Genomic DNA, 15,108 nt, shown 5'->3' on the forward strand with positions numbered 1-15,108 from the left:
CCGAAACCCCTAGGTGGCCGATATGCGTCGATCCGTCCGTCGCCAAGACAAACCAAACCGCCCGCATATCCCTTCATGCGTTCAATTTTCAAAGAGCGAGGCGAAAAAACCCGATCGCACTGGTCTACCCCAGTCCAATCGCTGCCCTGTTCGCCTTGTTGCCTGCGGTCGTTCCCGCCAGCCCGGTGGATATAGGGGAATCGCCGGATCGAAGTCAACACCCCCATTTCATCCGATTGTCATTTTTCTGCCCGGCCCTCGCTTCGGGCCAGCATCTTGATCACCCTCAGCGTTCGCCCGAAGGCCGCAACCATCGAGAATGCAAAGCCTTTCCAGCCTCCGGTCACATGCCGGCGCAGCAGGTAGAACTTCACGAAGGCCAGAGGAAACTCCAGCGGCAGGCGCAGAATCAGGCCGGTGCGACCGCGCGGCCGGGCCGCGTTGGCGGCGAAGCTGGAATAGCGGTTCTCCTTGTCGACGAAATGCTCCCAGGAGATCAGCGGAAAGTGGTGGAGGGGCGCGGCCAGCCGGCCGGGCCGCACGCCCGGAGAAAGCTCGACCCGGTCGAAAAGCGGGTGCGCGCGATACCGGCCCGCCGCGCGATGGTAGAGCCGCACCACCTCGTAATCCGCGGCCAGCGGCCGGGGCCGGTCGTCCCCGGGATAGACGTTGAGGATCCGCACCCGCCATGCGCCCGGCGGCGGCGGGCCGTCCGCGAACTGCGCCGCGATCTCGGCGGCAAGCGCCGGTGTCACCACCTCGTCGGCGTCGACATTGAGCATCCAGTCGTTGCGGCAAAGGCTCTCGGCGAACGCCTTCTGCGGCCCATAGCCGTCCCAGTCGCGGTGATGGACCTCGGCACCCATCGCGCGGGCGACCTCGCAGGTCGCGTCGGTGCTGCCCGAATCGACCAGCACCACCTGCCCGGCCCAGCCCAGCGCGGCGAGCGTCGCGGGCAGGCGCACCGCCTCGTCGCGCGCGATCAGGAACACCGAGACCGGAAGCTTCGCCCCATCCGGCGCGGCCCCTCGCGCCGTTGCGTCGTCATCCGCCACGCCCGCCTCCCGCCGCATGTGCAGGCTCCGCCCGTTGCCCGGCGGCATCATGCGGGGCAAAACACCGCGCCTGCAACCCTGCCCCGCCGCGCGCAGGGGGTTGAATTTGCCGCGCCGCACCGCCACAAGGCGGCCAAGCCGGCCATGGCCCGCCATAGGCGCCGGTGCTCCCGCCAGCGAATTCCGGACACGCCATCATGCTCAACACCACGCCGATCCCCGAGCTCTACGTCTCGCCCGAGAGCGCCGCCAAACTGAAGGTCGAGGCCGGGCGCCTCGTCAGCCACGATCTCACCCACCGCCAGGTCTGCGATCTCGAGCTCCTGATGAACGGCGGCTTCGCGCCGCTCAAGGGATTCCTCGGCGAGGCTGATTACGACAGCGTGGTCGAGCACATGCGCCTCTCGGACGGCGCGCTCTGGCCGATCCCGGTCACGCTCGACGTGAGCGAGGAGTTCGCCGCCAGGGTCGAGCCCGGTCAGGACATCGCGCTCAGGGACGCCGAGGGCGTGATCCTCGCCATCATGTCGGTCACCGACAAGTGGGTGCCGAACAAGAAGCGCGAGGCCGAGAAGGTGTTCGGCGCCGACGACCTCGCCCACCCGGCGGTCAACTACCTGCATCACACCGCGGGCAAGGTCTATCTCGGCGGCCCGGTCACCGGGTTGCAGCAGCCGGTGCACTACGACTTCAAGGGCCGGCGCGACACACCGAACGAGCTGCGCGCCTATTTCCGCAAGATGGGGTGGCGCAAGGTCGTGGCCTTCCAGACCCGAAACCCGCTCCACCGCGCGCATCAGGAGCTGACCTTCCGCGCCGCCAAGGAGGCCGAGGCGAACCTGCTGATCCACCCGGTCGTCGGCATGACCAAGCCCGGCGACGTCGACCACTTCACGCGGGTGCGCTGCTACGAGGCGGTGCTCGACAAGTATCCGCCGGCGACCACGCATATGAGCCTGCTCAATCTCGCCATGCGCATGGCGGGCCCGCGCGAGGCGGTCTGGCACGGCATCATCCGCAAGAACCACGGCTGCACCCATTTCATCGTCGGCCGCGACCATGCCGGCCCCGGCAAGAACAGCCAGGGAAAGGACTTCTACGGCCCCTACGACGCGCAGGAGATGTTCAAGCAGTACGAGGCAGAGACCGGGATCGAGATGGTCCCCTTCAAGCAGATGGTCTATGTGCAGGAGCGCGCGCAGTACTTTCCCGCCGACGAGGTCGAGCAGGGCATGACCGTGCTCGACATCTCGGGCACCGAGCTGCGCCGCCGCCTGCGCGAGGGGCTCGAGATCCCCGACTGGTTCTCGTTCCCCGAGGTGGTGACCGAACTGCGCCGCACCTCGCCGCCGCGCTCGCGCCAGGGCTTCACGGTGTTCTTCACCGGGCTCTCGGGCTCGGGCAAGTCCACCATCGCGAACGCGCTGATGGTCAAGCTGATGGAGATGGGCGGGCGCCCGGTGACGCTGTTGGATGGCGACGTGGTGCGCAAGCACCTCTCGTCGGAACTGGGCTTCTCCAAGGAGCACCGCGACATCAACATCAAGCGCATCGGCTATGTGGCGTCCGAGATCACCAAGAACGGCGGCATCGCCATCTGCGCGCCGATCGCCCCCTACACCGCCACGCGGCGCGCGGTGCGCGAGATGATCGAGCAGTACGGGGCCTTCGTCGAGGTTCATGTCGCGACCTCGGTCGAGGAATGCGAGCGGCGCGACCGCAAGGGGCTCTACAAGCTCGCGCGCGAGGGCAAGATCAAGGAGTTCACAGGCATCTCGGACCCCTACGAGGCGCCCGAGAGCCCCGAGGTCCGCGTCGAGACCGTGAGCGTGACGCCCGACGACTGCGCGCATCAGGTGATGCTCAAGCTGGAAAGCCTCGGCCTGTTCGGCTGATACCGACGGGGCCAGCCCAGCCGCAACGCTTCGGGGCTCCGGCGCCAGCCGGGGCCCTTTTTCTTCGAGATCGGGCCGGCCCTCCGGGTCATCGGCGCGGATGGCACCATCCCGCGGGGGGCTAGGCCGTCGTCGGGCGCCACCAGCGGGCAGTCCGGCTCGACGGGTCGGCCAGCAGCGCCGCGGCTTCGCCCTCCTCAGCCACGCGGCCCGCTTCGAGCCAGATCACGTGATCCGCGAGCGCGAGCGCCGCAGGCCGATGCGAGACGAGAACGACCGTGGCCTCGCACAGTTCGTGCCGCAGCCCGGCCAGCACCTCGGCCTCGGCCGCCGCATCAAGCGCGTTCGTCGCTTCGTCCAGCATCACCAGCTGCGGGCGGCGCAGGATCGCGCGGGCAAGGCGCAGCCGCTGGCGCTCGCCGCCCGAGAAGCGCGTCGCATCCGGGCCCACCTGCGTGTCGAGCCCCTCGGGCAGCCCCGCCAGCAGCCCGCCCGCCCCCACGGCGTTCAGCGCCGCGCGCATCGCCGCCTCGTCGGCCTGCCCGCGCGCGCCCCAGGCAAGGTTCGCGCGCAGCGTCGGCTCGATCAGGAACGGCTCCTGCCCGACATAGGCGAGCACCTCGGCAAGCCCCGCGCGCAAGGCCGCGTCGGCAGGCGCCCCGTCGACGGTCAGAACCCCGCGCTCCGGCCGCGCGAGCCCCGATAGCAGGTCGCACAGCGTGGTCTTGCCCGAGCCGGAGTCCCCAGCAACGAGCGTGACGCGGCCCGCCGGCACGTGGCAGACGATGCCGCTCAGCAGCACGCTCCCGCCCGCCGTGAAGCTGACGCCTTCGAGCGCCAGCGCCGGCGGGCGCGTGACCGGGCGCGGATCCACCACCGGCTCGGCCCGTGCACCGGCCAGCGCCGCTTCCAATCTGCCCTCGGCCGCCGCATAGGCCGCCGCCGCGCTCGCCATGCCCTGCAACGCGTGTTGCAGGGTCTGGAAGGGGCCGACGATCCGCACGAGGATCAGCAACATCGCGATCAGCGCCTCGGGCCCCGCATCGGTCGCGACAACCCCCGCGAGCACCACCAGCGCCGCGGCGACCGCGACCGCCGTCTGCATTGCGATGCTGCCCAGCGCGAGGTCCATGCGGATCGCGGCTGAGCGCTCGGCGACCCGCTCGGCCGCGGCGACCGAGCGCGCGCCATAGGCCTCGGACAGCCGGTGCGCGCGGGCGGGCTTGAGCCCGGCGAGGAACCGCCCCGTCTGGCCGTAGAGCCCCGCATCCGTGGCGCTCAATTCGGCCCCCAACCGCCCGGCGCGCCGGCGCAACGGGCGCAGCGCTAGGAACAGCGCCGCGCCAATCGCGGCCGCCACCAGCGTCATCACGGGCGCCACAACCATCGCGATGGCGCCGTACACGGCCAGCGAGACGGCGGCGAGCAGCCCGCTCCAGAACCCCCAGACGAAGCCCTCGGCCCGGCCCAGGTCGATGCTCAGCGAATGCCCCGCCGCCTCGCGGTCGAGGCCCGCCACCGCGTGCCACGGCGCCGCCGCCAGCGCCGTGAAGAAGTGCCGCCGCAGGGCCACGACGAAGCCCATCGCCAGGCCCAGCATCGAACGGGCGCGTGCAAGATCGACCGCCGCGCGGAGCGCCACGACCCCGAGGAATGCCCCGAGCCCCAGCGCAAGCTGCCCGTCCCGTCGGGTCACGCCCAGCGCCTCGAAGGCCTGGGACGCGACCTGCCCGGCCCGGCCCGCGGCGTCGGGTCCGCCCAGGACCAGCGAGATCAGGGGCACCAGCAACAGCACCCCCGCCCCCTCGAGCAGCGCGGCGCCCAGCACCAGCGCTGCCGTGCGCCACAGCCCCGCGCCCGCGTGCGCGCGAAACAGCCTGAACAGCGCGAGCTGCGCCTGCCTGCCGGCCGCACCGTCCGCGGCACGGGGCTCGGCGGGCTCGCTCATCGCGCGCGCCCCTGCGCGACGTCGCGCGCCCCCGGGGGGCCATCGCCCGACCAGCGCGCGCGCAACAGCCCGGCCACCGCCTCGGACGCCGCGTGATCCCATGGCCGGACGAGGCGCGCCACCGGCACCGCGCCCGCCAGCGAGGCGACCTCGACGAACTCCTCGCCCCGCCGGCCAAAGGCCTCGGCGAACTGCGGCCGGTAGACGTTCTCGCCGATCGCCCGCACCGCCTCGAGCAGCGCCAGCGGCTCGATCCGCGGCACCTCTCCCGCATCCGACGCCGCGAGGATCAGGATCTCCGCCAGCTCGTGCGGGCGCTCCTCGGCGGCGCGGGGATTGGCCAGGTAGAACTTGTCCACCCGGCTCGCGACCCGCGGCCCGGCCGCGCCCGCCAGCCCCGCCGCGTCGAGCGCGTCGCGCCATAACTTGAAGCTCGTCCCCGACGGATGGATCGCGAAGCGCCCCGCCCCGCCCGCCGGCCACAGCGCCACCGTGTCGTCGCCCAGGATCGGGCAGCCGGCCACCCCAAGCCGCGCGGCCAGGGTCGACTTGCCGGCGCCGCTGCGGCCGAGGATCAGCGTCGCCCGCCCGCCATGCGCCACCGAGGCGCCATGCAGCACCAGCGCACCGCGCTGGAACAGCGCAAGGCCCATCGCCGTCCCCAGCGTGTAGAGCGCGACCATCCCCGGATCGGCGCCCGCATCGGGCGCCACGCGGATGTCACGCCCGTCGCGCACCCAGAACGCGCCCACGCCCGCGACCTCGAACGCGCCGCCACCCTCGGTCGGGTCGGCCTCGATCACCTCGGTATCCCGCGGCTCGCGGCCCGCGCGCGCCGCCGCGCGGCGCACGACCGCGGCTGCAGCGGGATCGTGCCGGATGCGGATGTCGGCCGGCGCGGCGCATGGCGAGCGGCGGAACTCCGGCACCTCGAAGTCCGACTGGATCTCGAGGCCGTGCGCGCGATAGCGGAAGCCGCCCGCGCCGGTCATGCCGCGCCGCCCCGCGCCCGTCCCGTCCGCCGCCACCCCAGGGCAGCCCGGCGCGATCCTGCCATCGTCCTCGACACCGCTTGTCTCTCCCCTCGCGCTCCGGCTGTTTTCCCCCAGCGCCGCGCCGATGTCGAGCAGCCACTCGCGCCCGTGCTGCGGCGCGCCGTGGCGTCCGCTAGCCACCCCGCCTGTGCAGCCATGCCTCGACCACCGGCCCCAGCGCGCTCTCCGAGCCCGGGATGCCGGTCACGGTCTGCTGGTAGTAGATCGACGTGCCGATGTTGCCCTCCAGGACGACCGGCCCGGAGGGGGAGATCACCACGTCCCAGGCGACCACCGGCACGCCGCAGTCCAGCATCCGGTGGGCAGCGCTGACGGCGCCGACCGACGCCTCCCAGAACGGCAGTGGGGCGTCGGGCAGATCGAGGCCCGCGACCGGCGCCAGCCAGTCGAGATGCGACTCCTGCTGGATCTGCGTCGTGATCGGGCGGCCCGAGCCGGGATCGATCACGGTGATGCCCATCACCCGCTCCGCCCCCTCGGGAACGAGCGAATACCAGAGCGTCGCATAGGCGAGGGTGACCGCCCCCTCCGGGGCGCGCCCGGTGATCATTCGCAGCACCGGAGGAAGCACGAGGTCGGCACGCGCCAGCGCCGGATGCGCCGGGACCATCGGCTGCAGCAGCATCGCGCCATGCCGTGTAGCGAGGTCTGCGACCCTCGCGCCCAGCGCCTTTCGCTCCAGCGTCAGGGCGGCGCCGGAGGCGCGCTGCCATCTCCCTTCCTCTCGGGGCACCCATGCCTCGAGCCCCTGCGCGCGGAAGGCCGTGACGGGCTTGAGCACGACCCCGTCGCAGGCCGCCGCAAGCGCGTCGCCAATATCTCCGGGCGCACCCGGCTGGACGACGGCCAGTGTCGCCGGCACCGGAACGCCCCGCTCGGCCGCGAGCCGCGCGAAGGCCACCTTGTCGTCGCAGAGCGCCCGCGCCGCCGTCGAGGCCAGCGCGCGGTTGAGGTGACAGAACTCGGCATGGAGGAACCAGCGGTTCGCCTCGGCCGGCCGGTCGGCGGGGACCCGGTAGGCAAACTGCTCGAGCGGCGTCATCCCGCTCCGCATCGCGCTGCGCCAGAGCGCGAAGGCGCCGGACCATCCCCGCCCGCCGCGCTGCGCAAGGATGCGCGCGGGCCTCAGCGTCATGACCGGCCAGCCCGCCGCCTGCCCGACGGCGACGAGGACGCGCAGGAAAGGCCCGAACCGCGCTCGCCGCGCCACCCATGCGGCATGCCGGATCTGCGCAGCCCTGTCTGCCCGCCGACTGCCCGCGGGCGGCCATGGCGCGCCCTCGCCAAGGACGTCGCGATAGCGCGCGGGGTCGAGGACGCGCCGCAGCCTCGCGCGCAGGCCCGCTGTCATTCGCGCCGGACCCACGGAAATTTCGCGGGGCATCCTCGCCACCCCGAATGGCGGCGGTGTCCCGGATGTTCAGCGATACCGTCCGACAACGACGTAATCCGCGAGGTCCGGAAGCGCGCCGGTCACCACGACATCCCCCACGGTGGTCCAGGCATGAGCGCCGAGCCCCGCCCGGACCCTGTCCTGCCCACCCTTGCGGCGCAGCCCGAAATGCACCGTCGATGCGATCCCGCGCCGGCGCAGCATCCGCCGCGCGGCAAGCGCGCGCTGCAGGCAGACGGCACGAAAACCGACCCGACGGCCCACCGCCTCGATCGCGCGCCCCACCGCGACCGCGGCCTGGACCGCCTCGGAGGCAGGCGCCGCGGCTTCCGCCGCTCCCGGCTCGCAGCGACGCAGGTCCAGCAGACGAAAGTACCACCGCTCCGGCAAGGCGGTCAGGGCCGTGCACAGTGCGATCTCGAGGAGGGCCTCGAACAGGATCGGTCGCGCCAGGCGGGCCGCCGGAAGGCGGTGCCTCGGGGGTCCCAGAGGCGCGATCATCATCGGGGAGGTTCGATCATCTTCTGATCGAGCAGCGACTCGGCGAACGCGATGACCTCGGCGCGGCACACCGTCTCCTCGACGTCGTATTTCTGCGTCAGCAGCGCGACGATATCGTCGATGCTCCGCTCGCCGTCGATCATGTCCCAGATGTCGCGGGCCGTGTCCTCGAGCATGAGATACTGGCCCGCATCGATGTTCATGAAGATCAAAGCCTGATCGAGCGGCGCCTGAATCACCCCGGGCGCACGTCTCAGGACAGTATCACGTTGCATTACGCTGGACATTCCCCCCGGATTCCGGCTCGACCTCGGCACCCGAAGGCTGCCGGCCCAAGACGGATCAGGAGTCGCACTTCTGCGGAATGTTCACCCCCGACGGCGTGCACCCCGGCAGAGTGGGATCCTCTGTCGCCTTGATCGGCAAGGACTTGATCACGGGCGGGGTCCACTTCACTCGATTACTCATCCTACACGCGCTCCAATAACACGATAACGTGTAGCAACCTACCGAGACGCGTGAAGAAGATCAAGATTGCTTGCGGGGGCGCCACCAGCCGGCAACATGTGCGACCCGCCGCCGGAAACGCCGGGGCGCAAACCCTCGGTCCCACCCCGCGCGGAACTTCCGCCCCCCGGGCGGCGCTCTCTCGCACGCCATCGGCTGGCTTCGCGGCGGGCATCTGCGCCCTCGACAGCGGCCCGGGGCGTCATTATCTGGAACGGACCCTTTCCCGGAGTTCCCCAGATGCCCCGCCCGCGCCGCATGCCTGTCGCCGGAATCCTGTTCGACAAGGACGGCACGCTCTTCGACTTCCAGGCGACATGGGCAGGAGTGGTCGAGATGCTGCTCGACGACCTCGCCCCCGCGCCCGCGGACCGCGCGGCGATGGCGTCGGATGCGGGTTACGATGCGGCCGCGCGCCGCTTCCTGCCGGGCTCGCCCATCGTCGCGGGCGCGACTGCCGAGACGGCGGCGATCTGGGCGCGCCACCGGCCCGACCTCGGCGCGCGCGTCATCGAGGAAATGGCGAATGCCGCCGCGTTGGCGGTTGCGCGCCGCCCGGGCGGGCTCGTCACCGCGGCACCCGACCTGCCGGGCCTCCTCGACGGCCTCGCCGCCCGCGGCCTCGCGCTGGGTGTTGCGACCCACGACACCGAGGAAGGCGCGCGCGTGCAGCTTGGCGCCGCCGGCGCGCTCGACCGCTTCGCCTTCATCGCGGGCTATGACAGCGGGCACGCGCTGAAGCCGGCTCCTGCGATGCTGCTCGCCTTCGCCCGGCAGGCGGGGATCGCGCCGGAATGCGTCATCATGGTGGGCGACAGCCGCCACGATCTCGAGATGGTCCCGGCGGCCGGCGCGGCCTTCGCCGTGGGCGTGCTCACCGGCCCCGCCACGGCCGAGGACCTCGCCCCCCATGCCGACCACATCCTGCCCTCGATCGCGGCGCTTCCGGCGCTCCTCGACAGCCTCGCCTGAGGCCCGCCGCCGCCCGCCGCATCGAAAACGCGACAGCGCGTGACGCATCCGCGCGCGCAATTCCCTCGGCCCGCGCCGCATTGTCGGCGCGACAGGGAGGCCCCGGCGATGGATCACGACGAGACGGCAGGCGAAGGCGGGCGCGCGCGGCGCACGGGCGGGCGGGCGGGACAGCGCCGGCGCGGCGGCGGGGGCGGCTTGCGCCAGCTCGACTGGACGATCCCGCAGCTGACCGACGCGCCGGTCGAGCCGCTGACGCCCGAGGGCGTCGCCGCCATCGACAACGCGGCAATGCGCATCCTCGAGGAAATCGGCATCGACTTCCTCCACCCCGAGGCCCGGCACCACCTGAAGGCCGCGGGAGCCGAGGTCGCCGACGGCTCGGATCGCGTCCGCATGGGCCGCGAGATGGTCCGCGAACTGGTGGCGAAAGCGCCCCCGCGCTTCACCATCACGCCCCGCAACCCCGCCCGCGCGGTCGAGATCGGCGGGCGCGCGCAGGTGTTCATCAACGTCTCGTCGCCGCCCAACTGCTCGGACCTCGACCGGGGGCGACGGGCGGGCAGCATCGAGGATTTCCGCAACCTCATCCGACTCAGCCAGCATTTCAACTGCATCCACATGCTGGGCGGCTACCCGGTCGAGCCGGTCGACATCCACCCCTCGGTCCGGCACCTCGACTGCATCCGCGACAAGCTGGTGCTGGGCGACAAGGTCGTCCACGCCTACTCGCTGGGAACAGAGCGGGTCGAGGACGCGATGGAGATGGTCCGCATCGCCGGCGGCCTCAGCCATGCCGAGTTCGAGGCGACGCCGCGGATGTACACCAACATCAACTCGACCTCGCCCCTCAAGCACGACTGGCCGATGCTCGACGGCGCGATGCGGCTGGCGGCCCGCGGCCAGCCGGTGATCGTCACGCCCTTCACGCTGGCGGGCGCCATGGCCCCGGTCACCCTCGCCGGCGCCATCGCCCAGCAGACGGCCGAGGCGCTGGCCGCGATCGTGCTGCTCCAGCACATCCGCCCTGGCTGCCCGGTGGTGATGGGCTCGTTCACCTCGAACGTCGACATGCGGTCCGGCGCGCCCGCCTTCGGGACGCCCGAATACATGCGCGCGACCCAGATGTCGGGCCAGATGGCGCGCTTCTACGGCCTGCCGATGCGTGCCTCGAACGCCTGTGCCGCCAACTGCCCCGACGCGCAGGCGGCGTGGGAGAGCGCCTTCTCGCTCTGGGCCTGCGTGACGGGTCACGCCAACGTCGTATATCACGCGGCGGGCTGGCTCGAGGGTGGGCTCTGCGCCTCCTTCGAGAAGTTCGTGATGGACTGCGAGACGCTGCAGCAGGTGATCGCCTACAACCAGCCGATCGGCGTCACCGAGGACGACCTCGCGGTCGACGCGATCCGCGCGGTCGATGCCATGCCGCCGAGCCAGCGCCACTTCTTTGGCGCCGAGCACACCCAGAGCCGCTACGAGACCGCCTTCTACGCGCCCTTCCTGTCGGACTGGCGCAACTACGAGACTTGGGAGGAGAGCGGCGCCGTCCAGACGCCGGAACGCGCGAACCGGATCTGGAAGCAGATCCTCGCCGAATTCGAGCCGCCCGCCATGGACGAGGGCACCCGCGAGGAACTCGACGCCTTCGTCGCTCGCCGCAAGGCCGAGGGGGGTGCGCCCACAGATTTCTGATCGGAGGGCGCGCGCGCCCAGGCGCTCAGGCGCGGCAGCCGCCGCCGTCGTAGCGCCAGGCCGTGACCCGGCCATCCTCCAGCGTGAAGGTGGTCTCGCAGCGGCGGGTGTAGATGCGACTCGCGCCGACGCCCGTGTAGACACCACCGCCCCAGACCGAGAAATAGCCGGGATCGACCGAGCCGTAGACTTCAGTGTCGGAATACTGGAGGAACCGGACCCCGTCGGCTTCGTAGATCGAGTCCGGCACGCCCCAGCCCGCCACCAACTCGCGCTCGCTGGCGCCGAGCCAGCCCTCCAGCATGGCCTCGTAGCCCTTGGCGGTGGCGCATCCGGCCACCAGCAGAATGGCGATCAGCAGCCGTCTCATGCGCCACATGATAGCGGGCGATCGCGCCTCCCGGTAGCGGTCGTCGCGCCACGGCATTGCCTGTCCGAGACATCCGCCGTCGCTTCCCGCCAAGCCCACTGACACCACGGCGCGTTAGCGTCGCGGAATCGTCGAACGGGGGAAACCTGAATGAAGACCGGATTCATCGGCCTCGGCAATGTCGGGGGAAAGCTCGCGGCCTCGCTGCTGAGAGGCGGCATCGACCTCAACGTGCGCGATCTTGACCGAGCGGCGGCCGAGCCGCTCGTCGCGGCCGGTGCGAAATGGGCCGAGAGCCCCGCTGCGATGGCGGCGGAGTGCGACCTGATCGTCACCTGCCTGCCCTCGCCCGCCGCCTCGGCCGCGGTGATGGAGGGGGCGGATGGCGTGCTCGCGGCCATGCGCCCCGGCGCCATCTGGGCCGAGATGTCCACGACCGACGCGGCCGAGGTGACGCGCATCGGCGCGAAGGTCGCAGCCGCCGGCGGCCACGCCGCGGACTGCCCGGTGACGGGCGGCGTGCATCGCGCGGCCTCGGGCAACATCGCGATCCTCGCAGGTTGCGAGCGGGCGGTGTTCGAGCGCCTGCTGCCGGTGCTCGGTCTGATGGGCCACGACATCCTGCATTGCGGCGCGCTCGGCACCGCCTCGACGCTCAAGGTCATGACCAACGTGCTGGCGACCGCCAATCTCGTCTCGCTGTGCGAGGCGCTGGCGGTGATGAAGGCCGCGGGCATGGACCTCGCCACCACCTACGAGGCCATCCGCATCTCGTCGGGGAACTCCTTCACCCACGAGACCGAGAGCAAGCTGATCCTGTCCGGCTCGCGCAAGATCGACTTCACCATGCAGCTCGTGCTCAAGGACATCGGGCTCTTCCAGGCGATTGCCGACCGCACCGGTGTGCCGCTCGACCTCAATCCCCTGCTGATCCGCGTCTTCGAGGACGGTGCCCGGCGCTACGGGCCACACGAGCAGTCCGACCAGATCATCCGCCGGATCGAGGAGGCGACGGGCCTTTCCGTCACCGCCCCGGGCTTCCCCGACGAGTTGGTGGACGACGAGCCGAAAGCGCCGGGCCGCGAGGTCGTGCCGCCCGCCGAGGTGCGCTGACCGCAGGGGCGTCGCGGGCGGGCGCTCCTTCGGCTACACTCAGTGCAAGCCGAAGGAGAGCGCCGATGTCCTGGAATCCCGCCCTCGACCCCCACTGCCCGACCGGCGACGAGGTCGACCGGATCGAGACCGTCATCATCCCCCGCGCTCGGGACATCGGCGGCTTCGAGGTGCGCCGCGCCCTGCCCGCGGCGCGGCGCCAGATGGTGGGGCCCTTCATCTTCTTCGACCAGATGGGCCCCGCCGAGTTCCTCACCGGCCAAGGCATCGACGTGCGGCCCCACCCGCATATCGGCCTCGCGACGGTGACCTACCTGTTCCGGGGCGCACTGCACCACCGCGACAGCCTCGGCACCTCGATGGAGATCACGCCGGGCGCGGTGAACTGGATGATCGCGGGATCCGGCATCACGCATTCCGAGCGCACCGGCGCCGCCGAGCGCGCGAGGCCCGAGAAGTCGCTGTTCGGCATCCAGACCTGGGTCGCCCTGCCCGAGGCGGCCGAGGATGCGGCGGCCCGCTTCGAGCACCAGCCGCGCGAGGCCCTGCCGGTGGTCGACGCCGAGGGCAAGTCGGTGCGAATGATCCTCGGCACCGCTTATGGCGCGCGGGCACCCGTCAAGACCTTCTCCGAGATGTTCTATGCCGATGCCCAGCTGGACGCAGGCGCAGCCCTGCCGATGCCCGACGAGCACGAGGACCGCGCGGTCTATGTCCTCTCCGGCACGGTCGAGGTCGCGGGCGAGCGGTTCGAGGCGGGGCGCATGATGGTCTTCCGCCCCGGCGACCGCATCACGCTTCGCGCCACCGAGCCCGCGCGCCTGATGCTGCTCGGCGGCGAGACGCTGGGCGGTCCGCGCCACATCTGGTGGAATTTCGTGGCCTCCTCGCGCGAGCGGATCGAGGCCGCGAAACAGGCGTGGCGCGAGGGCGACTGGCAGCATGGCCGCTTCCGCCTGCCGCCCGGCGACGACGCCGAGTTCGTCCCCCTGCCGGAGCGCTGAGCCCCGGGATCGCGGGGCCGCGTCCGCTCAGGCGAGCGCGGGCACCACGCTCGCGCGACGCCGCTCGCCAGCCCGCGGCGCGCCGGCCAGCATCCCCGCCATCGCCCGCGCAACCCGCTCGGGCGTCCAGACCGGACCGGGCGGGGGGACGTGGAGGAAGGCCACCCGCGGCACCGCCTCGCCCAGCGCCGCCCAGTAGGTCGTGTCGCAGACATAGCCGCCCGCATCGCGCGAGACCCGCACCGCGAGGCCCGCCCCGCGCATCGTTGAAAGCGCCGCGGCCCAGTCCCACCGCCCCCGCCGGGTCTCCGCCGACCAGGGCGCGAGCGGCCCGGGCCGGGCGAGCATCTCGAGCCGCAGGACGGGGTCGGAGGCGAGGCCCGCCATCAGCAGAACCCGCGGCCCCTCGCGCGCCACCGCCGCGGCGAGCGCCGAGGCCGCAGCGGCGTGATCGACCGGCAGGCACTCGGCCACGGTGTCACGCAGGTTCGCAGAAAGCAGGCGCGCGCCTTCCCAGCTCGAATTGCGGGTCCAGTGGCGGAAGGGCTCGAAGCCCGTGACGAGGATCTCGGCCATGCGGCGGAGGATGCCGCGGCGCGGCCCGCTGCGCCAGCCCCGCCGCGAACCCCGCATCACGCGATGCCGCAGCAAGGGCCGGGCGCCGCGTCCCAGCGCCGGTGCAAGGCCGCGCGTCGAGGCCGGATCTGCACCCTTCCCTGCGGCAGCAGCGCCGGGATCGGCCTTGCACCGCCCCGCCCGCGCCGCTAACCCGAAGGCCCACGCCGCGCCGCAGAAGAGGCCCGCCATGCCCGTCGCCCTCGCCCATCTCGACTACGCCGCAGCCGAAGCCGAGGCCGAGCCGCCGCTCCTGATCGCGCATGGCCTGTTCGGGCAGGGCCGCAACTTCCACACGCTGGCGCGGCGGCTCGCGACGACGCGGCGGGTGGTGGCGGTGGACATGCGCAACCACGGCGCCAGCCCCTGGGACCCGGTGATGAGCTACGAGGCGATGGCCGAGGATCTGGCCGACGCCGCCCGGCGGCTCTGCGGCGGGCGTGCGAACGTCCTTGGGCATTCGATGGGCGGCAAGGCCGCGATGACGCTCGCGCTGTCCGAGCCCGGGGTGGTGGCGGCGCTCGTGGCGGTCGACATCGCGCCCGTACCCTACCGGCACTCGCATCTGGGTTATGTCCGGGCGATGCGGGGCCTCGACCTCGGCCGCGTCACCCGGCGATCCGACGCCGATCCCTTGCTGGCGGGTGCGATCCCCGACGCGGGGCTGAGGGCCTTCATCCTGCAGAGCCTCGAGATGAAGGAGGGCCGCGCGAAGTGGCGGCTCAACCTCGCGGCCCTCGAGGCCAACATGGAGGCGATCCTGAGCTTTCCTTCGGACCTGCCCGGGAGCGCCTACGAGGGCCCGGCCTTCTTCCTGCACGGCGGCGCCTCGGACTACGCGGCGCCACCCACGCATCCCCGCATCCGCGCCCTATTCCCCGCGGCCGAGATCGAGGCGATCGAGGGCGCCGGCCACTGGCTCCATGCCGAGCGGCCCGACGAGTTCGTGGGCCGAGTGGATGGGTGGCTCAAGGGGCTGTGAGCCGCG

The 15,108-nt window shown here is 72.0% G+C and carries 14 protein-coding genes; 6 read left to right on the forward strand and 8 right to left on the reverse strand.

Features of this window, described 5'->3' with window-relative positions; all coding sequences use genetic code 11:
* Positions 1–239: 239 nt before the first annotated feature.
* On the reverse strand, positions 240–1,073 hold the full coding sequence (locus M1105_RS07225; RefSeq protein ID WP_249579682.1) for a glycosyltransferase family 2 protein: 834 nt from the start codon (positions 1,071–1,073) through the stop codon (positions 240–242).
* A 179-nt stretch (positions 1,074–1,252) separates the two neighbouring features.
* On the opposite strand from M1105_RS07225, the gene M1105_RS07230 reads away from it, so the two are divergent.
* Entirely contained in the window at positions 1,253–2,950 is a 1,698-nt protein-coding gene (locus M1105_RS07230) for a bifunctional sulfate adenylyltransferase/adenylylsulfate kinase (protein WP_249579683.1), read from the forward strand.
* 121 nt (positions 2,951–3,071) lie between these two features.
* Here M1105_RS07230 and M1105_RS07235 read toward each other — a convergent pair whose 3' ends face one another.
* From M1105_RS07235 to M1105_RS07255, 5 genes are all read right to left on the reverse strand, one after another.
* Positions 3,072–4,898 carry an ATP-binding cassette domain-containing protein gene (locus M1105_RS07235; RefSeq protein WP_249579684.1) on the reverse strand — a complete coding sequence of 609 codons (1,827 nt, stop codon included), beginning with the start codon at positions 4,896–4,898 and terminating at the stop codon, positions 3,072–3,074.
* Positions 4,895–6,073 carry a phosphoenolpyruvate carboxykinase (ATP) gene (locus M1105_RS07240; RefSeq protein WP_249579685.1) on the reverse strand — a complete coding sequence of 393 codons (1,179 nt, stop codon included), beginning with the start codon at positions 6,071–6,073 and terminating at the stop codon, positions 4,895–4,897. The genes M1105_RS07235 and M1105_RS07240 overlap by 4 nt, the downstream gene beginning before the upstream one ends.
* Positions 6,066–7,304: a sugar-transfer associated ATP-grasp domain-containing protein gene (locus tag M1105_RS07245; RefSeq protein ID WP_249579686.1), complete on the reverse strand. Its 1,239-nt coding sequence runs from the start codon at positions 7,302–7,304 to the stop codon at positions 6,066–6,068. Before M1105_RS07245 ends, M1105_RS07240 begins: the two co-directional genes overlap by 8 nt.
* Positions 7,305–7,373: 69 nt before the next feature.
* Positions 7,374–7,850, reverse strand: a complete 477-nt coding sequence (locus M1105_RS07250; RefSeq protein ID WP_249579687.1) for a lasso peptide biosynthesis B2 protein — start codon at positions 7,848–7,850, stop codon at positions 7,374–7,376.
* A complete protein-coding gene (locus tag M1105_RS07255; RefSeq protein ID WP_249579688.1) occupies positions 7,847–8,134 on the reverse strand; it encodes a PqqD family protein in 288 nt (95 codons plus the stop codon). The genes M1105_RS07250 and M1105_RS07255 overlap by 4 nt, the downstream gene beginning before the upstream one ends.
* A gap of 460 nt (positions 8,135–8,594) precedes the next feature.
* On the opposite strand from M1105_RS07255, the gene M1105_RS07260 reads away from it, so the two are divergent.
* Positions 8,595–9,326 carry an HAD family hydrolase gene (locus M1105_RS07260; RefSeq protein WP_249579689.1) on the forward strand — a complete coding sequence of 244 codons (732 nt, stop codon included), beginning with the start codon at positions 8,595–8,597 and terminating at the stop codon, positions 9,324–9,326.
* A gap of 108 nt (positions 9,327–9,434) precedes the next feature.
* Entirely contained in the window at positions 9,435–11,018 is a 1,584-nt protein-coding gene (locus M1105_RS07265; protein ID WP_249579690.1) for a trimethylamine methyltransferase family protein, read from the forward strand.
* 25 nt (positions 11,019–11,043) lie between these two features.
* Here M1105_RS07265 and M1105_RS07270 read toward each other — a convergent pair whose 3' ends face one another.
* Complete coding sequence (locus M1105_RS07270; RefSeq protein WP_249579691.1) at positions 11,044–11,388, reverse strand: hypothetical protein; 345 nt, start codon at positions 11,386–11,388, stop codon at positions 11,044–11,046.
* A gap of 150 nt (positions 11,389–11,538) precedes the next feature.
* Here M1105_RS07270 and M1105_RS07275 point away from each other — a divergent pair, with 150 nt between their 5' ends.
* Positions 11,539–12,501 (forward strand): NAD(P)-dependent oxidoreductase, encoded by a 963-nt coding sequence (locus M1105_RS07275; RefSeq protein WP_249579692.1) that lies wholly within the window; start codon positions 11,539–11,541, stop codon positions 12,499–12,501.
* A 65-nt stretch (positions 12,502–12,566) separates the two neighbouring features.
* A complete protein-coding gene (locus M1105_RS07280) occupies positions 12,567–13,505 on the forward strand; it encodes a pirin family protein (protein ID WP_249579693.1) in 939 nt (312 codons plus the stop codon).
* Positions 13,506–13,532: 27 nt separating this feature from the next.
* Here M1105_RS07280 and M1105_RS07285 read toward each other — a convergent pair whose 3' ends face one another.
* Entirely contained in the window at positions 13,533–14,138 is a 606-nt protein-coding gene (locus tag M1105_RS07285) for a C15 family peptidase (RefSeq protein WP_249579694.1), read from the reverse strand.
* Between the two features lie 172 nt (positions 14,139–14,310).
* On the opposite strand from M1105_RS07285, the gene M1105_RS07290 reads away from it, so the two are divergent.
* Positions 14,311–15,102, forward strand: a complete 792-nt coding sequence (locus tag M1105_RS07290) for an alpha/beta fold hydrolase (protein ID WP_249579695.1) — start codon at positions 14,311–14,313, stop codon at positions 15,100–15,102.
* Positions 15,103–15,108: the final 6 nt, after the last annotated feature.

The sequence above is a fragment of the Thermohalobaculum sediminis genome (assembly GCF_023487995.1).
Classification (GTDB): Bacteria; Pseudomonadota; Alphaproteobacteria; order Rhodobacterales; family Rhodobacteraceae; genus Thermohalobaculum; species Thermohalobaculum sediminis.